Genomic DNA, 23576 nt, shown 5'->3' with positions numbered 1-23576 from the left:
TGAGAAGATGAAAACAAAAAACCGTCTGTCCGATACCCCGCTGAGCTACCGGATTTTTACCATTGTCGTACTGATTCTTCTGGCCATCTTCTTCATCTTCCCCCTGTACTGGATTATCACGGGCTCCTTTAAGGACAATAAGACCATCATTGCCGCGGACCCCCAGTGGTTTCCCCTGACCCCCACCCTTGCCAACTACGTCAAGCTCTTTGACCGTCCCGCCCTCCAGTGGCTGCTGAACATTGTCGTCATCTGCGTGGGCGCTATGGTCCTGACTTGTCTTACCGCCTCCCTGGCCGGTTATGCCCTGGCCAAGAAGCGCTTTTACGGCCGGGCGTTCCTCTTTGGTATGATTACCTGCGCCATGGCGCTGCCAAAGCAGGTCATTGTTATCCCTCTGCTGCAGGAGATGAGCGCCATCGGCCTCCATGACACCCTGTGGGCCGTGATTCTACCCACCGTGGGCTGGCCCTTTGGCGTGTTCCTGATGAAGCAGTTCTCCGAGACCATTCCGGGAGAAATTCTGGAAGCGGCCCGGGTGGACGGCGCCAGTGAAGTGCGCACGTTCTGTTCCGTGGTGTTCCCCATGATCAAGCCCGGCGTCGGTGCCCTGGCCATTTTCACCTTTGTCAACACCTGGAACGACTACTTCATGCAGTTGATTATGCTCAACAGCGAGGCCAAGTGGACCCTGCCCCTGGGCATTGCCCGTATGCAGGGCGAAATGTCCAATGACTTCGGCCTGATTATGGCCGGCGCCACCCTGGCCGCCGTACCCATTGTGGCCATCTTCATCGCCTTCCAGCGGTACTTCACCCAGGGCATCTCCATGGGCGCTGTCAAGGGATGATAAACCGTTCCAAGCGGCTGCCTGCTGTGGCTGTATGATCTGAGACCGTGCCGGCGCTTCCCATGGCGTCGGCACGGATTCCGAACGTCAATTCCATATCGTCTTTAAGGTTCTCCAGCAGAACCCGTAATATTATACTTTGGAGCGTTGTATAACCATGAAAGACTTTACCAAGTATCAAGGCATCATCCCCGCATTCTACGCCTGCTATGACGCGGAAGGCAACATCAGCCCTGAGGGCGTCCGGGCCCTGACCCGTTACCACATCGAACAGGGCGTCAAGGGCGTCTATGTGGGCGGCTCCTCCGGTGAGTGCATCTACCAGAGCGTCGCGGAGCGGAAGCTGGTTCTGGAGCAGGTGATGGCCGAGGCCAAGGGCAAGCTCACCGTCATTGCCCATGTGGCCTGTAACAACACCGCCGACAGCCGGGAGCTGGCAGCCCATGCCGAATCCCTGGGCGTCGATGCCATTGCTGCGATTCCTCCCATCTATTTCCATCTGCCCGAGCATGCCATTGCCAAGTACTGGAACGACATCTCCGACGCCGCTCCCAACACCGACTTCATCATTTATAACATTCCTCAGCTGGCCGGCGTGGCGCTCACCGGTTCTCTGCTGGCCGAAATGCAGAAGAACCCCCGCGTGATCGGCGTGAAGAACTCCTCCATGCCGGTGCAGGACATCCAGATGTTCCGCGATACCGGCGCCATCGTGTTCAACGGTCCTGACGAGCAGCTGCTGGCCGGTCTGGCCACCGGCGCCATCGGCGGCATTGGCGGTACTTACGGCGTCATGCCCAAGCTGTACATCCGCATCCGGGAGCTGTTCCTGGAGGGCAAAATGGAGCAGGCACGGGAAATTCAGAATGAGTGCTGCCGTATCATCTACAAGATGTGCTCCGCAAAGGGTAATCTGTATGCCGTCATGAAGGCCGCCATTGTCAAGATGGGCGGTCCCGACTGCGGTTCCGTCCGTCTGCCCCTGGCCCCTCTGGCCGAGAGCGACGCTTCCATTGTCGACGAGACCGTGGCTGCTATTACCGCTGCCGTGGCCAAATATTGCTAACCGCTTTTGAAGTCACCAAGGAGGAAATCAATCATGAGAATCATTGTCTGCCCCGATTATAGCGCCATGAGCCGTCAGGCCGCCAACGTCATTGCCGCTCAGGTGATCCTGAAGCCCGACTGTGTCCTGGGCCTGGCCACCGGCTCCACCCCTGTGGGCGCTTACCAGCAGCTGGCCAAATGGCAGCAGCAGGGCGATGTGACCTTCGCCGACGTGCGCACCGTCAACCTGGACGAGTACCGCGGCCTGCCCGGCACCCATGACCAGAGCTACCGCTACTTCATGAACACCAACCTGTTCGACCACATCGACATCGACAAAGAGAACACCTTCGTTCCCAACGGCATGGCCGAGGATGTGGAAGCCGAGTGCGCTGCCTACGATGAGCGCATCCAGGAGTTCGGCGGCATCGATCTGCAGCTGCTGGGCATCGGCCATGACGGCCACATCGGCTTCAATGAGCCTGCCGACCACTTCTCCTGCGGCACCAACTGCGTGAAGCTCACCGACATGACCATCGACGCCAATGCCCGGTTCTTCGCCAACCGTGACGATGTGCCCCGTGAGGCCCTGACCATGGGCATGCAGGCCATTATGCAGGCCCGCGCCATTCTGATGGTGGTCAGCGGCGCCGACAAGGCCGAGATCATCCGCAAGTCCTTCTGCGGCCCCATTACCCCTGAGGTGCCCGCTTCCATCCTGCAGCTCCATCCCAATGTCACCATCGTGGGTGACGAGGCCGCCCTGGCCGGCCTGAAGGAGGAGGGTCTCGTATGAGACTGACCGGCGCACAAGTCTTTGATCCCATCCACGGCTTTGTGGAACGGGATGTCTGCTTCGACGGCGGCAAGGTCGTCGAAGCGGCCGACGGCCCAGTGGACGTTTCCGGGTGCTATGTCATTCCGGGCCTGACGGACCTGCATTTCCATGGCTGCCGCGGCGCGGACTTCTCCGACGGCGACCCCCAAGGTCTCCAGACCATGGCCGACTATGAGCTGTCCCGCGGCGTAACCCAGATCTGCCCCGCCGGCATGACGCTGGAGACGGAGCAGCTGGAGAAAATCTGCCGCATGGGCGCCGAACACCGCAAGCACAGCAAGAGCGGTGCGGAGCTGGTGGGCATCCACCTGGAAGGTCCCTTCCTGTCCATGGCCAAAAAGGGCGCCCAGAACGGCGCATGGCTCCAAAATCCCAACGTGGAACTGCTGGAGCATCTGATGGACTGCGCCGAGGGTCTGGTGAAGCTGGTGTCCATTGCCCCTGAGCTGGATGGCGCCATGGACTTCATCAAGGCTGTCAGCGACCGGGTAGTGGTCAGCCTGGCCCATACCACGGCTGACTATGACACGGCCAAGGCGGCATTTGACAACGGTGCGCGCCACCTGACCCACACCTACAACGCCATGCCCCCCTTCAATCATCGGGAGCCCGGCGTCATCGGCGCTGCCGCAGACTGCGACCACGTTTACTGTGAGATCATCAGCGACGGCGTCCACATTCACCCGGCTGTCATCCGGGCCACCTTCCGCATGATGGGCAAGGACCGGATGATTCTGGTCAGCGACACCATGCGTGCCGCCGGTATGTCCGACGGCGCATACACCCTGGGCGGCCAGGATGTGACCGTGGTGGGCAATAAGGCCACTCTGGCCGACGGCACTATTGCCGGCAGCGCCACCGATTTGATGGCCTGTATGAAAACTGCCGTGTCTTTCGGCATTTCCCTGGCGGACGCCGTGACGGCTGCCGCCGTCAACCCGGCCAAGGCGTTGGGCCTGTACGACCAGTACGGCAGCCTAGAGGTGGGGAAAGCGGCCAATGCTGTAGTCCTGGACCAGGACCTGAACATTCGGGCCGTGATTCTGCGGGGCAGCGTGGTCCACGGCGCTCTGTAATTTGCTCAAACCGGCGTATTTGCGCCGCGTTCCAATATCCTGCTTTTCCAATCCATACAGCAAAAGCCCACCGGCGTCCGCGCCGGTGGGCTTTTGCTGTATATTATTATATGTATAATGTTATGCGCGGAGAAATCCCTTGCCGAAGATTTCGCTGGAATTGGTAATCAGCATAAAAGCGTGGGGGTCAATGCCCTTGAGATACCGTCGAAGGGCTACGGCCTGGGCGCGGCTCAGCGCCGTCATCACCACCCATTTATCCTGGTGGCTGTAGGCACCCTCGCCCTTCCAGTAGGTGGCCGAGCGATGCAGCTGGTGAGTGATATAGGTACAGACCGCGTCGGGGCAGGAGGTCACCAGCATAAAGCTTTTGCGGCGGTTGAAGGACTCAATGACCATGTCCACCAGTACCGACTTGAGGACCAGACCCAGCAGGGAATAGAGGCCCGTCTCAATGTTGATGACCACCAGGGTTGCGGCGGTAATGAGAACGTCCACATACAGCAGCGCCTTGCCGATGTCCATGCTGGTGTACTTTTTGAGAATCATAGCCAAAATGTCCGTGCCGCCGGTGGAGCTGTCCAGATTGAAGAGGATGGCCGCGCCCAGAGAGGGGAGGATGACGGCAAAAAACAGCTCCAGCATCTTCTGGTCCGTCAGGGGATGGGTCATGGGATACAGCCATTCCAGCCCGGCCAGCATGGCGGAGAACAGGAGCGTACAGAAGATCGTGCGGATGCCGAAGCCTCGGTTTAGAAACACAAAGCCCAAAACCAGGGAGGCAATGTTGATGACCGAAGTAAATGTGGAGGAGCTGACGGAGGGGAACAGGGAGGACAGGATGACGGCAATACCGGTGACGCCGCCGGTGGAGTAGTTGTTGGGAAATTTGAAAAAGTAGACGCCCAGGGCTACCAATGCGGTGCCCAGGATCAGCAGCAGCACTTCCCGTGCCTTGGCTTTCATGGGAGAATACCCCTTTCTCTGTTTCTTGGGCGGAGGAGCTGCTCCGTCTTTGCGGAAACAGTATAACACAGGACTTGCAAAAAAGAAAGATATTTTGCAATTTTTCTTGCAAAATACAAAAAACGGGATGTAAAAGGGCAAAACCCCGGCTATCTGCACAAAACCCAAAGAGCATATCTGGCGAGAATCTACAATTTTCGGGACTTTGCTTGACAGGAAACTGTGGAAAAGGTATGATTTTTAGGAATGAAACGGGTTTCAATGGAATAGGTTTCAGAGTGTGGAGGTGATTGCATGGCAGGTATCCGCGATGTGGCCCGCCGGGCCGGTGTGTCGCCCGCCACCGTCTCCCGGGTGATCAACGGCACGACGCCGGTGGCTGCCGACAAGCGGGAGCGGGTGCTGCGGGCCATTGATGAGATGGGCTTTGTCCCCAATGAGGTGGCCCGGTCCCTGTTCAAGAAGTCCAGTAAGACCATTGGTGTGATCATTCCCAGCATTCGCAATCCCTATTTTACCCAACTGGCCGACGTCATTGATGAAGCGGCCAAGAAACGGGGATATCACATCGTCTTATATAATGTCCATCACGAGTTGGACCAGGAGCGGGCGGCGCTGCAAATGCTGGCGGCGGCCAATGCCGACGGCGTCATTGTGGCGTCCAATAACGAGGCGCTCCAGGAGGAGCTGGCCCACTACAATATGCCGGTGGTGGTGGTGGACGCCCTGTTTCGGACGAAAGCGGTCAACGCCTACCTCTACTGCGACTACTACCAGGGCGGACGGCTGGCGGCGGAACACCTGATCGCCTGCGGCTGCCGCGATCTGGTGTGCATTCGCGGCGTCCAGGGGATTTATACGGCCCAGGCACGCTATGAGGGCTACCGGGACTACTGCTGGGAGCATGGTTTGCCGGAGCAGGTGGTGGAGTGTGACTACGATTTTGAAGCAGGGCTGTCCATGACGGAAGCGCTGCTGGAGCGGTTTCCCAAAGTGGATGGCATCATTGCCTGTAATGACATGGTGGCCATTTCGGTTTATAAGATGCTTCACAAGCGGAATATTGCGGTGCCGGATCAGATTCAGCTGGTGGGCTTCGACGACATTCACCTGTCCAGCCTGATCTCGCCGGAATTGACCACCATCCATCAGCCCATCACCGCCATGGGCCGCCGGGCGGTGGAGGTCATTCTCAACGAGGGGCATCTGCCCAAGGAGGGACGGCAGCAAAGTTTTCCTGTTTCCCTGGTTCCCCGAGAGACCACCAAAACCAGGGTGTCCCGATAACGCATGGCCGCCCACCATACCGCATATAGCATAAGGAGGAAGCGCACGTCATGAAGGTATTGAACATCGGCTCTCTCAATCTGGATCATGTGTACAATGTGGACCACATCCTCATGCCCGGCGAGACGGAGTCCAGCTCCAGCCTCAACCACTTTCTGGGCGGCAAGGGCATGAACCAGTCCACGGCCCTGGCCAAAGCCGGGGTGGAGGTCTACCACGGCGGCATGATCGGCCAGGACGGCCAGCCCTTTCTGGACGCCTGCAAGGAATACGGCATCCACGACGACTATCTGAAGCAGATTCCCGGCGAGACGGGCCACACCATCATCCAGATCGACCGCAATGCCCAAAACTGCATTCTTCTGTTTGGCGGCGCCAACCAGAAGCTGACCAAAGAGTACATTGACGAGACGTTAAGCCATTTTGACGCCGGAGACATTCTGCTGCTGCAAAATGAGGTCAATCTGCTGCCCTATATTGTGGATGCCGCCTATGCACGGGGGATGCAGATTGCGCTGAATCCCTCGCCCTACGATGAAAAGCTGAACGCTGTGGACATGACGAAAATCTCCATTTTCCTCCTTAACGAGGTGGAGGGCAATCAGATCACCGGAAAAACGGAGCCGGAGGACATTCTGACCGGTATGCGGCAGCGGTTCCCCCATGCGAAAATTGTCCTGACGCTGGGCAGCGACGGCGCCATCTATCAGGATGAGCATCAAAAACTGTTCCAGCCCATTTTCAAGGTGCAGGCCGTGGATACCACTGCGGCCGGCGACACCTTCACCGGGTATTTTCTGGCGGGACTGGCCGAGGGGATGGACATGGCCCAGGTCCTGCGCATGAGCGCCAAGGCCGCCTCCATCGCCGTCACCCGGCCCGGCGCGGCGCCGTCCATCCCGTACCGGCAGGAGGTCCTGGAAGCGCTGGCCCGGTAAAGAAGCGGAAAAGACCGTGGGAGAAATTCAAAAATTGTTTTGGAATCGTTCACGATTCATTCAAAATTGCGGCCTATACTAAGGGTGTCAAAAGGAAATACAGTTTACCGGCCCGGACAGCATTGACCGGGGAGCCGACGGTAGACTTCCTCTTTGACTCATCTTATTCTCCTCTTTTCTCTTTCTTCAAACACGACACGCGCCCGACGGAGATACTCCGCCGGGCGCGCACTCTGTCCGGAAAAGAACCAGAAGATGTTTCCAAATTCTTTGCGATTGCTTCATACCCTGTTCAAATCTGCCACTTACAATCGTAAGTGTTCCAGGCAGGGGACAGCGGGAACCCGCGGAGGATTTCGTGGGAAGGCGGCCCGCTGCGTGACAGCCTTGAACACCCCATTTGAAACAGGTTTTCAAAAATTTTCTGAAATATTAACACCTTGTTCAAATTTGTACCGTATACTGACACCATCCGAACCGAGAGCTGCCCCCTCGGCTCACGGTTCTGGTAACCCCTCTTTTCTTTCTCTTTCTTTTTTCCAAGGAAACGGCCCGATGCTTCCCCGGCATCGGGCCGTTTCCCGTTGTCCGGCGAGATGGCCTATCACGGAACGTGGAACAACGACAGAGCAGCGGGGGATGTGTGCAGGGGGCAAGGCCCCCTGCGCGTTCAATCAAACAAGCCGCTCCCGCCTGGGAGCGTAGGGGGGCTGCGGCCAATGGCAGCAGCCCCGACCCGATGCTTCCCCGGCATCGGGCCGTTTCCCGTTGTCCGGCAAGGTGCAGCAGGACGACGCCATTTGTCTGTAGGAGCCAAGAGAAGCACTCTGGGCGTCGGTCCGCACGCCACGGCATTGTTTTTGACGCGTAGTTTTGATGGCGTTTCTTCTATGGCTCCTTGCGTGACGATGGGAGTATCGCCCCAATTTGTTCGTCATTATGCCCAAATATTCGACATTCCCACCACTTTGTCGGAAAAATTTCCTTGACTTATGGTTCCCAGGTGCTAAAATAAGAAAGATTAAATATTTAAAAATTTTTAACTATTGTCGAGAACAGACGGAGGAATTTCAATGAAGTTCGATCTGGTACGGGACGTGATCGTGGAGACGCTCAACTGCGACCTCAGCGACGTCACCGAGGAGGCCCGGCTGCGGGAAGATCTCCACGCCGACTCCCTGGCGGCGGTGGAGCTGTGCATGGCCCTGGAAGAGGCTACCGGCGTCACCATTGAGGACGAACGGCTGCCCCAAATGCTGACCGTCGGAGATATTCTGCAATACTTAAAGGAACATACGGAGTGAAATTATGGAGAAGCAAGATCTGTTTGAATTGATGGACCGGTTCGCCCGCAGCGGCTTGCAGCGCATGGCATTGCAGGACGGCGACTTTACCCTGGAACTGGAAAAGCCCGTTCCGGTGATGGCCGTTCCCGCCGCCGCTCCCGTGGCTGCCGCTGCCCCGGCTGCGGTGGAAGCTCCCGCCGTGGACAATGCCCTCTATGTAAAGGCCCCCCTGGTGGGTACCTACTACGCCGCATCCTCTCCCGACGCCGCCCCCTATGTCCGGGTGGGCGACCGGGTGGAAAAGGGTCAGACCCTGTGCCTCATCGAAGCCATGAAAACCATGAATGAAATTCCCGCCCCCTGCGATCTCCTGGTGGAGGAGATTCTGGTGGATAACGGCGCTCTGGTGGCGTTCGACGCCCCCATTCTCCGGTACAGCCATGTTTAAGAAAATCCTCATTGCCAACCGCGGCGAAATCGCCGCGCGGATTCTGCGGGCCTGCCGGGAAATGGGCATCGAGGCCGTCACCGTTTACTCCACCGCCGACGCCGATTCCCTCCACGTGCTCTTTGCCGAGCAGTCCGTCTGCATCGGTCCCCCCCGGGCCGGTGACAGCTACCTCAATATGGATGCCATCCTGACGGTGGCCAAGGCCACGGGATGCGACGCCATCCATCCCGGCTACGGCTTTCTGTCGGAAAACGACACCTTTGCCGACGCCTGTCGGGAGGCCGGTATCGCCTTTATCGGCCCCAGCGGTGACGTCATCCGCAAGATGGGCAACAAATCCGCCGCGCGGGCGCTGATGCAGTCCGTGGGCGTGCCGGTGGTGCCCGGCTCCGACGGTCTGGTCCGGGACGAGGACGAGGCTGTTCAAGTCGGTGCGCGCATCGGCTACCCGGTGCTCATCAAAGCCGCCGCCGGCGGCGGCGGCCGCGGTATGCGCCGCGTCTACGAGCCGTCGGAAATGCGGGAGTTGTTCCGGGAGGCCATGGCCGAGTCCATGGCCTGCTTCGGCAGCGACGAGATGTATATCGAAAAGCTGATTCTCAACCCCCGCCATATTGAATTTCAAATTCTGGCCGACAAATACGGCAACGTGATCCAGCTGGGCGAGCGGGATTGCTCCGTCCAGCGGAAGAACCAGAAGCTCCTGGAGGAGACGCCGTCCCACGCCCTGACGCCGGACCTGCGCAAGCGCATGGGCGACGCCGCTGTGCGGGCGGCCAAGGCTGCCGGTTACGAGAACGCCGGTACCATTGAATTTGTCCTGACCCCCAACAAGGAATTCTATTTCATTGAAATGAATACCCGCATCCAGGTGGAACACCCGGTCACGGAGATGGTCACCTCCATGGATTTGGTGCGGGAGCAGATCCGCATTGCCGCCGGTCTCAAGCTGAGCCGGACCCAGGAGGAAGTGGAGCTGCGGGGCCACGCCATCGAATGCCGCATCAACGCCGAGAACCCGGCCCGAGCGTTTGCACCCTGCCCCGGCAAGGCCGATTTCCTCTATTTCCCCGGCGGTCCCGGCGTCCGGATCGATACCTGTATGTACAACGGCTATGAGATTCCGCCGTTCTATGACTCCATGGTTGGAAAAATCATTGTCTGGGCCCCCACCCGGCTGGAGGCCATCCGACGGATGCGCCGCTGCCTGGAGGAGTTGACCATTGACGGCGTCCAGACCAATGCCGAACTGATGCACCAGATTCTCTATCATCCTGTCTTTGTCCGCGGCAACTATACCACCGCCTTTCTGGAAGAGCATTTGCAGACCATGCTGGAGTGGATGGCCCGCATAGAGGAGAGTGAAGCATGATCCCCGTATTCAACAAGCGCCGCAAACATATGTTGGCCATGAAGGCCATGCGGGAGGGACAGATTCCGGCGGCCAGCCCCGTGGAGGTCACCTGCCCCAAGTGCCAGACCGCCACGGCCCGGCAGCAGCTGAGCCGCAACCAGTATGTCTGCCCCAACTGCGGCCACCATTTTCCCATCGGCGCATACTTTCGCCTCAGCCTGATTCTCGATTCCGGCTCCTTCCGGGAACTGGATGAGAACCTGACGTCCGCCGATCCCATGGACTTCCCCGGCTACGGTGAGAAGCTGGACCAGTGCCGACAGAAAACGGGCCTGTCCGAAGCCGTCGTCACGGCCACGGGCCGCATCGAAGGCCGCAAGGTGGCTGTAGCAGTCCTGGACAGCCGCTTTCTCATGGGCAGCATGAGCGCCGCCGTGGGCGAAAAGGTCACACGGCTCATCGAACATGCCACCCGCAACCGTCTGCCCGTGGTGATTTTCTCCGCCAGCGGCGGCGCACGGATGCAGGAGGGCATTCTGTCCCTGATGCAGATGGCAAAGACCAGCGCCGCTCTGGCCCGGCACAGCCAGAAGGGCGGTCTCTTTATCTCGGTCCTGACGGACCCCACCACCGGCGGCGTCACGGCCAGCTTTGCCAGTCTGGGCGATATCACCCTGGCCGAACCGGGGGCGCTGATTGGATTTGCCGGTCCCCGGGTTATCGAGCAGACCATCGGCCAGAAGCTCCCCGAGGGCTTCCAGAGAGCCGAATATTTGGAGGAACACGGCTTTGTGGACCAGATTGTGCCCCGCAAGCAGATGCGCGCCGTGCTGGCCCAGCTGCTGACACTCCACTATCGAGGAGGTGCCGCCCAATGAGCAATCTGACGCCCGCCCAGCGGGTGACCATTGCCCGCCATGAGGGCCGTCCCGGCGTGGCCGACTACATCGAGCACCTGTTTACCGACTTTTTTGAGCAGAAAGGCGACCGCCAGTGCCGGGAGGACCCCAGCATTCTCGGCGGTATTGCCCTGTTCCACGGCAAGCCTGTGACAGTGATCGGCACCCGCAAGGGTAAGAACCTACAGGAAAATCTCCGGTGCAATTTCGGTATGCCCGGCCCCGAGGGATACCGTAAAGCCCTGCGGCTCATGAAGCAGGCCGAGAAGTTCGAACGGCCCATCATCACCTTTATCGACACCCCCGGCGCATACCCCGGCCTGGAGGCCGAGGCCAGAGGTCAGGGCGAGGCCATCGCCCGGAATCTCTTTGAAATGAGCCAGCTGTCGGTGCCCATTGTGGCCGTCATCACCGGCGAGGGCAACAGCGGCGGCGCGTTGGCCCTGGGTGTGGCCGACACGGTGCTGATGCTGGAAAACGCCGTATATTCCATTCTGTCCCCCGAGGGGTTTGCCTCCATCCTCTGGAAGGATTCCAGCCGCAGCGGAGAGGCCTGCGACCTTATGAAGCTGACGGCGGAGGACCTGTTGGAACAGAAGGTCATCGACGCCATCATTCCCGAGCCGGAGGGCGGCGCCCATATGGACGTGGAAGCCCAGATGGCCGCTGTGGACCAGGCGCTGACGGCAGCGCTGAACAGCCTGCAAAAGATCAGCGATATCAGCATCGCCGGTCAGCGCTACAAGAAATTCAGAGCCATGGGAGGCAACGGATATTATGATGGGAATTAAAATCATCGCCACCGGCAGCTATCTCCCCAGCAAGGTTGTCACCAACGATGATCTCAGTAAAATTGTGGATACCAGCGACGAGTGGATCGTCAAGCGCACCGGCATCCGGACCCGCCATTATCTGGGCGAGGGCGAGACCCACCAGACTATGGCGGAGGCGGCCGCCAGACAGGCCCTGGAGCGGGCCAACATCGACCGCAGCAAAATCGCGGCCTGTATCGTCACCACCCTGGGCGGCGACTACATCACCCCCACCTGTGCCTGTATGCTCCAGGCGGCCCTGGGGCTGGAGGAAAACACCGCCTGTTTTGATATGAATTCCGCCTGCGCCGGATTCCCCTACGGGCTGAAGCTGGCCCAGGGACTGGTCACCAAGGAGCGCCCCTACGCGCTGGTGGTGTCCTGTGAAGCGCTGTCCCGTCTGACGGACTTCACCGACCGCAGTACCTGCGTCCTCTTCGGAGACGGCGCGGGCGCCGTGGTGGTGGAGGGCAGCGAGGACACGCCGGACATCTGCGCCGTTCTGGGCTCCCGCAGCAATCAGCCGGTGCTGTATATCGACGGCTCCACGGAAGAAGGCCCCTCCTACATCCATATGGAGGGCCAGGCCGTCTTCAAGTTCGCCGTGGACATCATTCCCCGGTGCATCCAGTGGATTCTGGACCAGGCCGGGAAGACCGTGGAGGACCTGGACTGGCTGGTGATGCACCAGGCCAATGAGCGCATCATTGACCACGCGGTGAAAAAAATGCAGATGCCGCCGGAAAAGGCTTTTAAAAACATTGCAAAGTACGGCAATATGTCGTCGGCTTGTATTCCCATTGCCCTCAACGACCTGTACGAAGCGGGGCAGCTGCGGGACGGTATGCGCGTCCTGTGCGTGGGATTTGGCGGCGGTCTCACCTGGGGCGGCTGCCTGATTGAGATTGGAGGCATTTCGTAAACTATGAAACTCAATGAGATTCTGGGAATTGAATTCCCCATCATCCAGGGCGGCATGGCCAATATTGCCACCGCCGAATTCGCTGCCGCCTGCTCCAATGCCGGCGCCATGGGCCTCATCGGCTGCGGCGGCATGAACACCGAGCAGCTGCGGGCCGAAATCCGCAAGTGCAAGTCCCTCACCGACAAGCCCTTCGGCGTCAACCTGATGCTCATGAACCCCTGTGCCGACGAGATGGCCGACATGGTCATTGAGGAGGGCGTCAAGTTCCTGACCACCGGCGCGGGCAACCCCACCAAGTATATGCCCAAGTGGAAAGCTGCCGGAATCAAGGTCTTCCCTGTGGTGGCTGCCGTGGCTCTGGCGAAGATGCTGGAGCGGGCGGGCGCCGACGGCATCATTGCCGAGGGTACTGAGTCCGGCGGTCACGTCGGTGAGACCACAACCATGGCCCTGGTACCCCAGGTGGTGGACGCGGTTTCCATTCCCGTGGTCGCCGCCGGCGGCATTGCCGACGGCCGTCAGCTGGCCGCCGCCTACGCTTTGGGCGCTTGCGGCGCACAGGTTGGCACCTGCCTGCTGACCAGTGTCGAGTGCCCCGTTCACCAGAATTACAAGGAGGCCGTCCTCAAGGCCAAGGACCGGGACACCACCGTCACCGGCCGCAGCGTGGGCGCTCCCGTCCGCATCATTAAAAATAAGATGGCAAGAGAATACGTCCAGCAGGAGTACGCCGGCGCCACCAAGGAGGAGCTGGAGCACTATACCTTGGGCAGCCTGCGCCGGGCCGTCTTCGACGGCGACGTGTCCACCGGCAGCGTCATGTGCGGTCAGGTGGCCGGTATGCTCCATGAGATCAAGCCTGTCCGCCAGATTTTGGAAGAACTGGTGGCCGGCTGCGACGAGTGCATCAAGCACCTGGGGTAAAAGCCGATGAAACTTGCGTTTTTGTACGCCGGGCAGGGCAGCCAGGCCCCCGGCATGGGCAAGGATCTGTACGAAGCCTATCCGGCGTTCCGGCAGGTCCTGGACAACGCCCCCGTGGACTTCGATTTGAAAAAGACCTGCTTCGAGGGCGATCACCTCAACGAGACAAAATATACCCAGCCCTGCATGGTGGCCTTTGCCGCCGGTGTGACGGCTGTTTTGAACGAGAATGGCATCGTACCGGAATTGGCCGCGGGCCTGAGCCTGGGCGAGTATTCGGCTCTGTGCGCTGCCGGGGTGTGGGACGCTCCCACGGCCATCTCCCTGGCCGCCTTCCGGGGCAATGCCATGACCGAGGCCGCCAAAGGCATTGACAGCGCCATGGTGGCGGTCCTCAATCTGGACCGGGACAAGCTCCAGGAGGCCTGCGACAAGGCAAGCGATCTGGGCGTGGTGCAGATTGCCAATTACAACTGCCCCGGCCAGCTGGTCATCGCCGGTGAGAAGGCCGCTGTGGAACAGGCCGCCGTGTATGCCAAGGAGCTGGGCGCTCGCCGCTGCATGCCCCTGAACACCTCCGGCCCTTTCCACACCAAGCTGCTGGAGCCCGCCTCCCGTGCCCTCCACGACTATTTTAAAACCATTTCCTTTGGGGAAATGCGCTTCCCGGTGCTGTTCAACTGTTTGGGCAACGTCAAGGATGACAATACCACCATCCAGAGCCTGCTGGAGCGGCAGGTCATGTCCAGCGTCTACATGGAGGATACCATCCGCCGTATGGCCGAGCTGGGTGTGGACACCATCGTGGAGATCGGCCCTGGCAAAGTCCTGTCGGGCTTTGTGAAAAAGACGGCGGCTGACATCAAGACGTATGCCATCACCACCGCGGAGGATTTGCAGTCCGTGGTGGCAGAGCTGAAAGGAGCGGCCCAATGATCAATCTGACGGGTAAAATCGCCGTGGTCACCGGCGGCAGCCGCGGCATTGGCCGCGCCATCTGTGAAAAGCTGGCCTCTTTGGGGGCCAATGTGGCGTTCAGTTATGCGGGCAACGCCGCTGCTGCCCAGGAGACGGAAGCGGCTTGCCGCGCCTATGGTGTGGAAGTTCTGGCTATGCAGGCCGACGTGGGCAAGAGCGAGGCCGTGACGGCCCTGCTGGATGCTGTGCTGGAGAAATTCGGCCGCGTTGACATTCTGGTCAATAACGCCGGTATCACCCGGGACAATCTGGCTATGCGCATGAAGGAAGAGGACTTTGATCAAGTCATTGAGACGAACCTCAAGGGCACGTTCCTGACTATGAAAGCCGTGTGCCGCCCGATGATGAAGCAGCGCAGCGGCCGGATCATCAACATGGCCAGCGTCGTGGCCCTCATTGGCAACGCCGGTCAGGCCAACTACTGCGCCAGCAAGGCCGGCGTCATCGGTATGACCAAATCCATGGCCCGGGAACTGGCTTCCCGCGGCATCACGGTCAACGCCATCGCCCCCGGCTTCATTGAAACCGACATGACGGCCAAGCTGCCGGAGGATGTGAAAACCACCATGGCGGGAGAAATCCCCATGGCCCGCTTCGGCAAGCCCGAGGATGTGGCCAACGCCGTGGCATTTCTGGCCAGCGACGAGGCCGCCTATGTGACGGGACAAGTCCTGTCCGTGGACGGCGGCATGGCCATGTGAGACGGAGGAAGAGTATGAGCAAAAGACGCGTTGTGATCACCGGCCTGGGCGCTGTGACGCCGGTCGGCAACGATATTCCCGCCTTCTGGGCTGCCATCCGGGAGGGCAAATGCGGCGTGGCCCCCATTACCCTCTACGATACGGAGAACAACAAGTGTAAGCTGGCCGCCGAGGTCAAGGACTTTCAGCCGGAGCAGTTCCTGGACAAGAAGGAGCTGCGCCACATGGACCGCTTTACCCAGTTTGCCATGGTGGCGGCCCAAGAGGCCATGAAGGACTCGGGCCTCAACATGGAGCAGGAGGACGCCACCCGCTGCGGTACCGTCGTTTCCAGCGGCATCGGCGGCATCGCCACCACGGCGGAGGAACATTCCAAGGGCCTGACCAAGGGGTTTGACCGGATTTCTCCCTTCTACATCCCCATGGCCATCGCCAATATGGCTGCCGGTCAGATCGCCATCGCTTACGGTCTCAAGGGCATGTGCGCCTGCCCCGTGGCCGCCTGTGCCGGCGGCACCAACGCCGTGGGCGACGCTTTCCGTTATGTCCGTGACGGCTACGCCGAGGTCATGGTCTGCGGCGGCGCGGAAGCCACGGTCCATCCCCAGGGCATGGGTGGTTTTACCTCCATGAAGGCTGTCACCTTTGCCACGGACCCCAACCGGGCCTCCATTCCCTTTGACAAGGAGCGCAGCGGCTTCGTCATGGGCGAGGGCGCCGGCATCCTGGTCCTGGAGGAGCTGGAGCACGCCAAGGCCCGCGGCGCCAAGATCTACGCCGAGGTCGTCGGCTACGGCGTCACCTGCGACGCCTACCACATCACCGCTCCCGCCCCCGACGGCGAGGGCGGCGCACGGGCCATGGCCGAAGCCATGGCCGACGGCAACATTCCGCTGGAGGATGTGGACTACATCAACGCCCACGGCACCTCCACGCCCCTCAATGACGCCGGTGAGACTATGGCCATCCGCAAGGTTTTCGGCAGCCATGCGGACAAGCTGATGGTTTCTTCCACCAAGTCCATGACGGGCCACATGCTGGGCGCTGCCGGCGCGGTGGAAGCCATCATCACGGCCCTGAGCCTGCGGGACGGCTTTGTGCCCGCCACCATCAACTATCGGGTCCCCGACGAGGCGTGTGACCTGGATATTGTTCCCAACGAGGGCCGTAAGGCGGAAATTCGCTGCGCCCTGTCCAACTCTCTCGGCTTCGGCGGCCACAACGCCACCGTGGCCCTGCGCAAGTGGGAGGAATAAGGTATGGCAATGGAGCTGAACAACCGCCAGATTCAGGAAATCATTCCCCACCGGTATCCCTTCTTGCTGGTGGATAAGATTTTGGATATGGAGCCGGGTCAGTGGGCCAAGGGCATCAAGTGTGTCACGGCCAACGAGGCACAGTTTCAGGGCCACTTCCCCGGCAATCCAGTGATGCCCGGTGTGCTGATGATTGAGGCATTGGCCCAGGTGGGCGCTGTCTGCACCCTGTCCGTGCCGGAGAACAAGGGAAAACTGGCCCTGTTCGGCGGCATCAAGGAGGCCCGGTTCCGCCAGCAGGTGGTTCCCGGCGATGTGCTGGAGCTGTCCTGTGAGATCATCAAGCAGAAAGGCCCCGTGGGCGTGGGCAAGGCCGTGGCCACGGTCAACGGCAAGACCGCTGTTACAGCGGAACTGACGTTTATGCTGGTGGACAACCCGTAAGGGGAGGTTTGTCATGCTGGAACGGGTGGTGTGGGATGTCTACACCAAATTCAAGCTGCATTTTTATCAGCAGATCTTCCGGCAGTTCCAGAATCGGGAGGCCAGCCTGACCACGGTGGAGACCTACTGCATGGAGACCATCCAGGCATTGGGGCAGCCTACGGTCAATGAATTTGCCACCTTTGCGGGAATCTCCCCGCCCAATGCCGCTTATAAGGTTGCCAGCCTGATCCGCAAGGGGTATCTGCGCAAGGTCCGCAGTCAAAACGACCGGCGGGAATACCACTTGCAGGTGACGGAAAAGTATCTGGAATACTACAACATCGGCAACGGCTACGTTATGGAGGTCATGGAACGGGTCCGTACCCGCTTTTCTCCAGAGGATTGCCGGAAGCTGGAACAGATGCTGGATGTCATCGGCCGGGAGCTGATGCCGGAGGTGGATATCTCCCACGGGAAACCGGAAGATGCAAGGGAATAAAAATACAGCGTGTGCAGTGGGTATCTCCTGCACACGCTGTTTTTATTGCAAAACTCAGTAAAGGTCCATGGGACGTTTACCGGTTTCGTAATCGATCAATCGCCAGGTGGCGTCAATCAAATTGGAAAACATGGGGTTTTCCATGGCACGGATGACAAAACTCTGCCGGGGGGTATTGATATCCTCGCCGGACACCTGGAAAATGCCATTGTCGTCGCACAGCTTCCGCAGCCGTTCCAGCTGCTGCTGAGTGTTGCGGGTGGGCATGTAGGTGACGGCGGGCATACCGATGTCCTTGAGACATGTGAACACGTCGTCCAGATAGTCGTCTTCAAACTTCTGGGCCTTCTTGTCGCCGGTGACGCTGTCGCCCACGTCGCCTAAGTAAGCGTAGCAGGGGACGGCTCCCACGTCCTTGGCCAGCTTGACCACATCGCGAATGTTGGGGCATTCGTCAGTGGCGTCAATGTAGATTTTGGGCACAAAGGCCGACTTCAACAGGCCCAGCAGGTCGTACTCGTAGAAGGGGTATTCCGTATCCAGCATCTGGGCCTTTTGCTTGTCGCTGAGACTCAGACCGATGGATTGCAGATAATCCACCATGGACTGGCCCTTTCCATTCTGCTTCACCATAGCCAAAGCCAGGGCATACATCAGATGACGCTCGGTGACGCCGCCGCCGTCGGCGTGCTGGCTCAAAGGCAGTACATCCCGGTCATAGTCCAGAGAAATACCCGGCAGCAAATCGTTGATTTTGTCGATCATCTTGCGATTGCGGACGTCCCGGGCTGCCCGGTAGGGGGCAAACCACTGGTTCAGATCGTCGATTTTGTCGTGGGGCACACCCTGGATGGTCATATAGCTGACGCCCACCTGATCGGGATTGTTGGTGCGGCGACCCTCCAGAAGGGTGCCATCCATGGAAGCCCGGCACTCCATCCCCACGGTGGCGGGAATGCCGACCAGGGCAGCGGCTTCCAGAAACTCCGGCGCACCGGCGATGGAATCGTGGTCCACGATACCGGCAGTACACAGCCCCTCGGCCCGGGCCGCATAGACGGCGGCGGTGGGGGAGTAGGGGGAGAAGGAATAGGTGGTGTGGATGTGGTTGTTGATGTACTGATCCACCATGGGCGGGAACTCCGCCGTTTTCAGCACTTCTTTTAGATTGGCAATGCGTTCTTGCCGGGTAGGGGCGTTGAGCAGCGTTAAAATCTTCTGATCGATCATGGTTTTCACCTCAAGGATTGGGGTATATACAGAGCAGGGAAACGCAACCCGGCGTAGTTTGCCGATATGCGATATGGTCCCCGCCGTCCACCCCGCAGGGGCGGCGACTGGGACCATGGCCTGCGGCCGGGGATTGCGCCATCTGCGGATGGCGCTGGAGACGATGGAGTATTTCGCGCCGTGCGCGGCGCGACCGGGGCGCTGCCCCTGGACCCTGCGATTTTTGAAAAAAATCGAGGAAAATGTTTAATTAGTTCAGCATGACCTGACCGCCGGTGACAGGGATGGCCTGGCCGGTCTCGTACTTCTGCTCCACGCAGTAGAAGACGGCCCGGGCCACGTCCACGGGCAGACAGCCGCGGTTCATGGGTACCTTGGCTTCATAGTAGGCCTTGACGTCCTCCACGGTCTTGGCGCCGGGCACCTTGCCGGCCTTGAGGTACTGAACGAACAGGCCGCGCTCCGGGTCCATCCACAGGGGACCGTCCAGGAAGTTGCCGGGGCAGATGGCGTTGACCTTGATGTTGTAGGCGCACAGCTCCAGGGCGAAGCTCTGGGTCAGGCCGATGCCGCCGAACTTGGAACCGGCATAGGCAAAGTTCTTGTTGGAGCCCTCCAGGCCGGACTTGGAGTTGAGGGTGATGATATCGCCGGTCCATTGGGGATCGGCCTCGTGCTGGGCCTCCATGATGATGGCGGCATACTTGGCGCACAGGAACCAACCGGTGTAGTTGACGTTGGTGACAAAGTCGAAATCCTTCTTCTCCATCTCCGCAATGGGGCCGGAACGGACCACACCGGCGTTGGACAGCATAATGTCCAGACCGCCGAAATATTCCACGGTCTCGGCGACCATATGGGCCACGCTCTCCTCGTCGGCCACATTGACGGCGATGAAGTGGGCGCGCTCGCCCAGTTCGGCGGCCACCTGCTTGGCCAACGGCTCGTTCATATCGGCGATGACCACGGAAGCGCCTTCCTTATACATCTCCTCGGCGATGCCCTTGCCGAAGCCCTGGGCCGAGCCGGTGACAATGGCGATTTTACCGGCCAGACGGCCGGTGCCTGCGGGGCGCTTGTGAATGTTCTGCTTGGCCAGTTCCTGCCATTTTGTCATATCGATCATAACTGAATAGCTCCTTTGCTGCAATAATAGCTCAAAACGTTTCGCGATAATGCGGCCGGAAATGCGCAAATTTGGATATCTATATTCTACCATGGAATCCAAGGGACTGCAAGGCAGGAGAAATCTGGAAGATACAAAACTGCACAATTCTAAAAACCACTGAAACAACGGAAAAATAAATGCGTTTTTTATTGGATACATGTTGTTTTGTGTGAAAAGTTTACCGAGCATTGCGAAGGCTTCCAAAGTCACTCCTAAAAAATTGTGAAAATGGCCGAAATGCAGGAAAAACCCTGGGACACCTTGACGGTGACAGCCAATGGGAGTACAATAAGCTAAACGTTTCGTTCTAATCTTTGACTTTTGGATGGAGGCGTCTATGTCTACGATCAAGGATATCGCCCGGGAGACAGGGCTCTCTCTGGCGACGATCTCAAAATATCTCAACGGCGGACACGTCCTGGACCAGAATCGGGAGCGGATCGAAGCGGCCATTACCAAGCTGGACTACAAGGTCAATTACTTTGCCCGGGGGCTCAAGACCAACCGGTCCATGACCGTCGGCGTCCTGCTGCCCACCATCTCCAGTCCCTTTTTCGGCCGGGTGGTGGCGGCCATGGATGCACGGCTGCGCCAGTGCGGCTACCATTCCATCGTGTGCAGTTATGACTTTGACCCCCAGCTGGAGCGGGAGCAGCTGCGGCTGCTGGTGAATATCAATGTGGACGCCATTGTGTTCGTCCCCCAGCAGATCGAAGCTGAAACCCTTACATCCATTGTGCAGAACGTGCCGGTGGTGCTGGTGGACCGGGCCATCCCCGACTATCGCTGTGACGCCGTGGTGGCCGACAGTCTCAACGCCATTTACAGCGCCATGGAGGCACTGTTCCGCAAGCAGCACAGCCGCATTGGGCTGATTGTGGGTCCCCAGGATATCTCCACGGCCCGGGAACGGCTCATCGGCTATCGCCGGGTCCATGAGGACTACCACATCCCGGTGGATGAGGAACTGATCCAGGTGGGTAACTACGATCTGGAGTCCGGCTACCGGCTGTTCAACGCCCTGATGGATTTGGAGCAGCCGCCCTCCGCCGTCTGCGTCACCAACTACGACATGACGGTGGGAGCTATCACCGCCGCCCATGAGCGGGGCATCGCCCTGCCGGAGCAGGTGGACTTCATCGGTTTTGACAACATTGACCTGTGTCAGGTGGTGACGCCGCCCCTGCCCTTTGTGGAACAGCCCATGGAGGAGATGGGCCGGGAGGCCGCCCGCATTGTGTTGCAGCGTCTTGACGGCGGCAAGGAGCCGCCCCAGCTGCTGCGGCTCAAATCCAAGCTGAGCCATGTCTGATGTTTTTACAAGTTCACTGTCATTTTGAAAGGAGCTTATCAACTATGAACCGTTTTGAAATGGATATGCCCAAGATTGGTATTCGTCCCATTGTCGATGGCCGCCGCGGCCCCATGAAGCTGCGCGAGAGCCTGGAGCCCCAGGTCATGGCCATGGCCGAGGCCGCCAAGAAGCTGTTTGAAGAGAATCTCTGCTATTCCAACGGCCAGCCGGTGCAGGTGGTCATCGCCGACACCACCATCGGCCGTGTCCCGGAGTCCGCTGCCTGCGCCGACAAGTTCAAGCGGGAAAACGTGGCGGTCACCCTGTCTGTGACCCCCTGCTGGTGCTACGGCTCCGAGACCATGGACATGGACCCCATGACCATCAAGGGTGTCTGGGGCTTTAACGGCACCGAGCGTCCCGGCGCGGTGTATCTGGCCTCCGTGCTGGCCACCCATGCCCAGAAGGGCCTGCCGGCCTTCGGCATTTACGGCCATGAGGTCCAGAATGTGGACGAGGTCACCGATATCCCCGAGGATGTGAAGGAAAAGCTGCTGCGCTTTGGCCGCGCTGCCCTGGCCGTGGCTTCCATGCGCGGTAAGAGCTACTTGCAGATCGGCTCCATGTGCATGGGCATCGGCGGCTCCATCATCGACCATCAGTTCATGGAGGAGTATCTGGGCCTGCGCGTGGAATCCGTGGACGAGGTGGAAATCCTGCGCCGCATGGAGGAAGGCATCTACAATCAGGAAGAGTATGAAAAGGCTCTGGCCTGGACCAAGGAACACTGCAAGGAAGGCCGCGACGACAACCCCGACTTTGTCCGCTTCACCCGGGAGCAAAAGGATAAGCAGTGGGAGTTCACCATCAAGATGTACTGCATCATTAAGGACCTGATGCGGGGCAACCCCAATCTGCCGGACGCCTTTGAGGAAGAGAAGGTCGGCCACAACGCCATTGCCGCCGGCTTCCAGGGCCAGCGCCAGTGGACGGACCATTGGCCCAACTGCGACTACCCCGAAGCGGTTCTCAACTCCTCCTTTGACTTTGAGGGCAAGAAGGAACCCATGATTCTGGCAACCGAGAATGATGTGCTCAACGGTCTTGGCATGCTGTTCATGAAGCAGCTGACCAACCGGGCGCAGATCTTTGCCGATGTGCGTACCTTCTGGTCGCCGGAAGCTACCAAGCGGGTCACCGGCTATGATCTGGAGGGAAAGGCCAAGGAGAACGGCGGCATTATCCACCTGCTGAACTCCGGTGCCGCCTGCCTGGATGCCTGCGGCGAATGCCGCGATGAGAACGGCAACGCCGTCATGAAGAAGTGGTGGGAAGTCACCGATGAGGATATCAAGAAGATGACCGATGCGACCGTGTGGTGCGAGGCCGGCTTCGACAACTTCCGCGGCGGCGGATACTCCAGCCATTTCGTAACCCGTGCGGAGATGCCGGTCACCATGATTCGTCTGAACCTGGTCAAGGGTCTGGGCCCGGTGCTCCAGATTGCCGAGGGCTGGACGGTACAGCTGCCCGACGAGGTCACCGATACCCTGATGGAGCGCACCAACCCCACTTGGCCCTGCACCTGGTTCACGCCTCGCTGCGACGGCGTGGAGGGCAGCCCCTTCTGCACCGCTTACGATGTGATGAACAACTGGGGCGCCAACCACGGCGCCATCTCCTATGGCCACATCGGCGCAGACCTCATCACCATGTGCTCCATGCTGCGGATTCCCGTCTGCATGCACAACGTGCCGGAGAAGGACATCTTCCGTCCCGCGGCTTGGAATGCCTTTGGTATGGACAAAGAGGGCCAGGACTACCGTGCCTGTGCTGCCTACGGTCCCATGTACCGCAACATTCGTTGATCAAAGGAGTGTCCTTTTACCATGCTGAACAACGTTCCCAAGATTCTCTCCCCGGAACTGCTGAAAACCCTGTGCGAGATGGGTCACAGCGATGTCATCGTGCTGGGTGACGGCAATTTCCCCGGCGACCGCTTCGCCCATGAGGGCAACTGCAAGTTCCTCCGCTGCGACGGCCATGGTGTGCCGGAGCTGCTGGACGCCATTCTGACCATGATTCCCCTGGACGCCTATGTGGAGCACCCGGTCCATCTGATGGAAACCGCAGAGTGTGACAAGGATTTGGAAATCCCCGTCTGGGACGAGTACAAGAAGATCGTGGCCAAGCATGACGAGCGGGGCGAAAAGGCCTTCGGCTCCTATGAGCGCTTCGAGTTCTACGAGCAGGCCAAGAAGTCCTACTGCATCGTGCAGACCGGCGAGGAGGCCATCTACGCCAATATCATGCTGCAAAAGGGCGTTATCAAGTAAGAATATCCATACAAAACCCGCGAAAACCATCGGTT

At 59.4% G+C, this 23576-nt stretch carries 24 protein-coding genes; 21 read left to right on the top strand and 3 right to left on the bottom strand.

The features are described from left to right. Nucleotides 1-7 precede the first annotated feature (7 nt). The 4 genes from ACTQ33_RS04960 to nagA all read left to right on the top strand — a co-directional run bounded on the left by ACTQ33_RS04960 (nucleotide 8) and on the right by nagA (nucleotide 3811). A complete protein-coding gene (locus tag ACTQ33_RS04960; protein ID WP_441462623.1) occupies nucleotides 8-850 on the top strand; it encodes a carbohydrate ABC transporter permease in 843 nt (280 codons plus the stop codon). 157 nt (nucleotides 851-1007) lie between these two features. After that, nucleotides 1008-1916 carry a dihydrodipicolinate synthase family protein gene (locus ACTQ33_RS04955; protein ID WP_441462621.1) on the top strand — a complete coding sequence of 303 codons (909 nt, stop codon included), beginning with the start codon at nucleotides 1008-1010 and terminating at the stop codon, nucleotides 1914-1916. A gap of 33 nt (nucleotides 1917-1949) precedes the next feature. Next, the gene (gene nagB, locus ACTQ33_RS04950; protein ID WP_441462619.1) at nucleotides 1950-2693 is read left to right on the top strand and encodes a glucosamine-6-phosphate deaminase; all 744 of its coding nucleotides are present in this window, start codon (nucleotides 1950-1952) and stop codon (nucleotides 2691-2693) included. Beyond that, the gene (gene nagA / locus ACTQ33_RS04945) at nucleotides 2690-3811 is read left to right on the top strand and encodes an N-acetylglucosamine-6-phosphate deacetylase (RefSeq protein WP_441462617.1); all 1122 of its coding nucleotides are present in this window, start codon (nucleotides 2690-2692) and stop codon (nucleotides 3809-3811) included. Before nagB ends, nagA begins: the two co-directional genes overlap by 4 nt. Nucleotides 3812-3931: 120 nt before the next feature. On the opposite strand, the gene ACTQ33_RS04940 is transcribed toward nagA, so the two are convergent. After that, the gene (locus ACTQ33_RS04940) at nucleotides 3932-4777 is read right to left on the bottom strand and encodes a YitT family protein (protein ID WP_441462615.1); all 846 of its coding nucleotides are present in this window, start codon (nucleotides 4775-4777) and stop codon (nucleotides 3932-3934) included. Nucleotides 4778-5071: 294 nt separating this feature from the next. Here ACTQ33_RS04940 and ACTQ33_RS04935 point away from each other — a divergent pair, with 294 nt between their 5' ends. The 14 genes from ACTQ33_RS04935 to ACTQ33_RS04870 all read left to right on the top strand — a co-directional run bounded on the left by ACTQ33_RS04935 (nucleotide 5072) and on the right by ACTQ33_RS04870 (nucleotide 17513). Further along, entirely contained in the window at nucleotides 5072-6064 is a 993-nt protein-coding gene (locus ACTQ33_RS04935; RefSeq protein WP_441462613.1) for a LacI family DNA-binding transcriptional regulator, read from the top strand. A 50-nt stretch (nucleotides 6065-6114) separates the two neighbouring features. Then, entirely contained in the window at nucleotides 6115-7002 is an 888-nt protein-coding gene (locus ACTQ33_RS04930; RefSeq protein ID WP_441462611.1) for a ribokinase, read from the top strand. Between the two features lie 1073 nt (nucleotides 7003-8075). Beyond that, nucleotides 8076-8306, top strand: a complete 231-nt coding sequence (locus ACTQ33_RS04925; RefSeq protein ID WP_441462609.1) for an acyl carrier protein — start codon at nucleotides 8076-8078, stop codon at nucleotides 8304-8306. 4 nt (nucleotides 8307-8310) lie between these two features. Further along, entirely contained in the window at nucleotides 8311-8736 is a 426-nt protein-coding gene (locus tag ACTQ33_RS04920) for an acetyl-CoA carboxylase biotin carboxyl carrier protein (RefSeq protein ID WP_441462607.1), read from the top strand. Then, on the top strand, nucleotides 8729-10111 hold the full coding sequence (gene accC / locus ACTQ33_RS04915; protein ID WP_441462605.1) for an acetyl-CoA carboxylase biotin carboxylase subunit: 1383 nt from the start codon (nucleotides 8729-8731) through the stop codon (nucleotides 10109-10111). Before ACTQ33_RS04920 ends, accC begins: the two co-directional genes overlap by 8 nt. Further along, the gene (gene accD / locus ACTQ33_RS04910; protein WP_441462603.1) at nucleotides 10108-10971 is read left to right on the top strand and encodes an acetyl-CoA carboxylase, carboxyltransferase subunit beta; all 864 of its coding nucleotides are present in this window, start codon (nucleotides 10108-10110) and stop codon (nucleotides 10969-10971) included. The genes accC and accD overlap by 4 nt, the downstream gene beginning before the upstream one ends. Further along, nucleotides 10968-11783 (top strand): acetyl-CoA carboxylase carboxyltransferase subunit alpha, encoded by an 816-nt coding sequence (locus tag ACTQ33_RS04905; RefSeq protein WP_441462601.1) that lies wholly within the window; start codon nucleotides 10968-10970, stop codon nucleotides 11781-11783. The genes accD and ACTQ33_RS04905 overlap by 4 nt, the downstream gene beginning before the upstream one ends. Further along, nucleotides 11770-12726 (top strand): 3-oxoacyl-ACP synthase III family protein, encoded by a 957-nt coding sequence (locus ACTQ33_RS04900; RefSeq protein WP_441462599.1) that lies wholly within the window; start codon nucleotides 11770-11772, stop codon nucleotides 12724-12726. The genes ACTQ33_RS04905 and ACTQ33_RS04900 overlap by 14 nt, the downstream gene beginning before the upstream one ends. A 3-nt stretch (nucleotides 12727-12729) precedes the next feature. Continuing rightward, nucleotides 12730-13653, top strand: coding sequence for a nitronate monooxygenase (locus ACTQ33_RS04895; RefSeq protein WP_441462597.1), 924 nt, complete (start codon nucleotides 12730-12732; stop codon nucleotides 13651-13653). Between the two features lie 6 nt (nucleotides 13654-13659). Further along, nucleotides 13660-14589 (top strand): ACP S-malonyltransferase, encoded by a 930-nt coding sequence (gene fabD, locus ACTQ33_RS04890; RefSeq protein ID WP_441462595.1) that lies wholly within the window; start codon nucleotides 13660-13662, stop codon nucleotides 14587-14589. Continuing rightward, nucleotides 14586-15332, top strand: a complete 747-nt coding sequence (gene fabG / locus ACTQ33_RS04885; RefSeq protein ID WP_441462593.1) for a 3-oxoacyl-[acyl-carrier-protein] reductase — start codon at nucleotides 14586-14588, stop codon at nucleotides 15330-15332. The genes fabD and fabG overlap by 4 nt, the downstream gene beginning before the upstream one ends. A gap of 14 nt (nucleotides 15333-15346) precedes the next feature. Next, nucleotides 15347-16588 (top strand): beta-ketoacyl-ACP synthase II, encoded by a 1242-nt coding sequence (fabF, locus tag ACTQ33_RS04880; protein ID WP_441462591.1) that lies wholly within the window; start codon nucleotides 15347-15349, stop codon nucleotides 16586-16588. Between the two features lie 9 nt (nucleotides 16589-16597). After that, nucleotides 16598-17032 carry a 3-hydroxyacyl-ACP dehydratase FabZ gene (gene fabZ, locus ACTQ33_RS04875; protein ID WP_441462775.1) on the top strand — a complete coding sequence of 145 codons (435 nt, stop codon included), beginning with the start codon at nucleotides 16598-16600 and terminating at the stop codon, nucleotides 17030-17032. A 13-nt stretch (nucleotides 17033-17045) separates the two neighbouring features. Beyond that, a complete protein-coding gene (locus ACTQ33_RS04870; protein ID WP_441462589.1) occupies nucleotides 17046-17513 on the top strand; it encodes a MarR family winged helix-turn-helix transcriptional regulator in 468 nt (155 codons plus the stop codon). Nucleotides 17514-17567: 54 nt separating this feature from the next. Here the strand turns inward: ACTQ33_RS04870 and ACTQ33_RS04865 are convergent, their stop codons facing one another. Further along, nucleotides 17568-18743 carry a PHP domain-containing protein gene (locus tag ACTQ33_RS04865; protein ID WP_441462587.1) on the bottom strand — a complete coding sequence of 392 codons (1176 nt, stop codon included), beginning with the start codon at nucleotides 18741-18743 and terminating at the stop codon, nucleotides 17568-17570. 250 nt (nucleotides 18744-18993) lie between these two features. Continuing rightward, nucleotides 18994-19869, bottom strand: a complete 876-nt coding sequence (locus ACTQ33_RS04860) for an SDR family NAD(P)-dependent oxidoreductase (RefSeq protein ID WP_441462585.1) — start codon at nucleotides 19867-19869, stop codon at nucleotides 18994-18996. 379 nt (nucleotides 19870-20248) lie between these two features. Here ACTQ33_RS04860 and ACTQ33_RS04855 point away from each other — a divergent pair, with 379 nt between their 5' ends. The 3 genes from ACTQ33_RS04855 to ACTQ33_RS04845 are packed head-to-tail and all read left to right on the top strand — an operon-like array spanning nucleotide 20249 to nucleotide 23541. Beyond that, nucleotides 20249-21223 carry a LacI family DNA-binding transcriptional regulator gene (locus ACTQ33_RS04855; RefSeq protein WP_441462583.1) on the top strand — a complete coding sequence of 325 codons (975 nt, stop codon included), beginning with the start codon at nucleotides 20249-20251 and terminating at the stop codon, nucleotides 21221-21223. A 44-nt stretch (nucleotides 21224-21267) separates the two neighbouring features. Continuing rightward, on the top strand, nucleotides 21268-23073 hold the full coding sequence (locus ACTQ33_RS04850; protein ID WP_441462581.1) for an L-fucose isomerase: 1806 nt from the start codon (nucleotides 21268-21270) through the stop codon (nucleotides 23071-23073). A gap of 21 nt (nucleotides 23074-23094) precedes the next feature. After that, the gene (locus tag ACTQ33_RS04845; protein WP_441462579.1) at nucleotides 23095-23541 is read left to right on the top strand and encodes an RbsD/FucU family protein; all 447 of its coding nucleotides are present in this window, start codon (nucleotides 23095-23097) and stop codon (nucleotides 23539-23541) included. The last annotated feature ends 35 nt before the right edge of the window (nucleotides 23542-23576 follow it).

Source organism: Candidatus Avoscillospira sp. LCP25S3_F1 (genome assembly GCF_052117125.1).
Classification (GTDB): Bacteria; Bacillota; Clostridia; order Oscillospirales; family Oscillospiraceae; genus Avoscillospira_A.
This window is presented reverse-complemented; position numbering and strand designations above follow the sequence as displayed.

Coding starts and splice junctions, on each gene's coding strand:
- ACTQ33_RS04960 (WP_441462623.1), top strand. CDS start 8: ATGAAAACAAAAAACCGTCTGTCCGATACCCCGCTGAGCTACCGGATT.
- ACTQ33_RS04955 (WP_441462621.1), top strand. CDS start 1,008: ATGAAAGACTTTACCAAGTATCAAGGCATCATCCCCGCATTCTACGCC.
- nagB (WP_441462619.1), top strand. CDS start 1,950: ATGAGAATCATTGTCTGCCCCGATTATAGCGCCATGAGCCGTCAGGCC.
- nagA (WP_441462617.1), top strand. CDS start 2,690: ATGAGACTGACCGGCGCACAAGTCTTTGATCCCATCCACGGCTTTGTG.
- ACTQ33_RS04940 (WP_441462615.1), bottom strand. CDS start 4,777: ATGAAAGCCAAGGCACGGGAAGTGCTGCTGCTGATCCTGGGCACCGCA.
- ACTQ33_RS04935 (WP_441462613.1), top strand. CDS start 5,072: ATGGCAGGTATCCGCGATGTGGCCCGCCGGGCCGGTGTGTCGCCCGCC.
- ACTQ33_RS04930 (WP_441462611.1), top strand. CDS start 6,115: ATGAAGGTATTGAACATCGGCTCTCTCAATCTGGATCATGTGTACAAT.
- ACTQ33_RS04925 (WP_441462609.1), top strand. CDS start 8,076: ATGAAGTTCGATCTGGTACGGGACGTGATCGTGGAGACGCTCAACTGC.
- ACTQ33_RS04920 (WP_441462607.1), top strand. CDS start 8,311: ATGGAGAAGCAAGATCTGTTTGAATTGATGGACCGGTTCGCCCGCAGC.
- accC (WP_441462605.1), top strand. CDS start 8,729: ATGTTTAAGAAAATCCTCATTGCCAACCGCGGCGAAATCGCCGCGCGG.
- accD (WP_441462603.1), top strand. CDS start 10,108: ATGATCCCCGTATTCAACAAGCGCCGCAAACATATGTTGGCCATGAAG.
- ACTQ33_RS04905 (WP_441462601.1), top strand. CDS start 10,968: ATGAGCAATCTGACGCCCGCCCAGCGGGTGACCATTGCCCGCCATGAG.
- ACTQ33_RS04900 (WP_441462599.1), top strand. CDS start 11,770: ATGATGGGAATTAAAATCATCGCCACCGGCAGCTATCTCCCCAGCAAG.
- ACTQ33_RS04895 (WP_441462597.1), top strand. CDS start 12,730: ATGAAACTCAATGAGATTCTGGGAATTGAATTCCCCATCATCCAGGGC.
- fabD (WP_441462595.1), top strand. CDS start 13,660: ATGAAACTTGCGTTTTTGTACGCCGGGCAGGGCAGCCAGGCCCCCGGC.
- fabG (WP_441462593.1), top strand. CDS start 14,586: ATGATCAATCTGACGGGTAAAATCGCCGTGGTCACCGGCGGCAGCCGC.
- fabF (WP_441462591.1), top strand. CDS start 15,347: ATGAGCAAAAGACGCGTTGTGATCACCGGCCTGGGCGCTGTGACGCCG.
- fabZ (WP_441462775.1), top strand. CDS start 16,598: ATGGAGCTGAACAACCGCCAGATTCAGGAAATCATTCCCCACCGGTAT.
- ACTQ33_RS04870 (WP_441462589.1), top strand. CDS start 17,046: ATGCTGGAACGGGTGGTGTGGGATGTCTACACCAAATTCAAGCTGCAT.
- ACTQ33_RS04865 (WP_441462587.1), bottom strand. CDS start 18,743: ATGATCGATCAGAAGATTTTAACGCTGCTCAACGCCCCTACCCGGCAA.
- ACTQ33_RS04860 (WP_441462585.1), bottom strand. CDS start 19,869: ATGATCGATATGACAAAATGGCAGGAACTGGCCAAGCAGAACATTCAC.
- ACTQ33_RS04855 (WP_441462583.1), top strand. CDS start 20,249: ATGTCTACGATCAAGGATATCGCCCGGGAGACAGGGCTCTCTCTGGCG.
- ACTQ33_RS04850 (WP_441462581.1), top strand. CDS start 21,268: ATGAACCGTTTTGAAATGGATATGCCCAAGATTGGTATTCGTCCCATT.
- ACTQ33_RS04845 (WP_441462579.1), top strand. CDS start 23,095: ATGCTGAACAACGTTCCCAAGATTCTCTCCCCGGAACTGCTGAAAACC.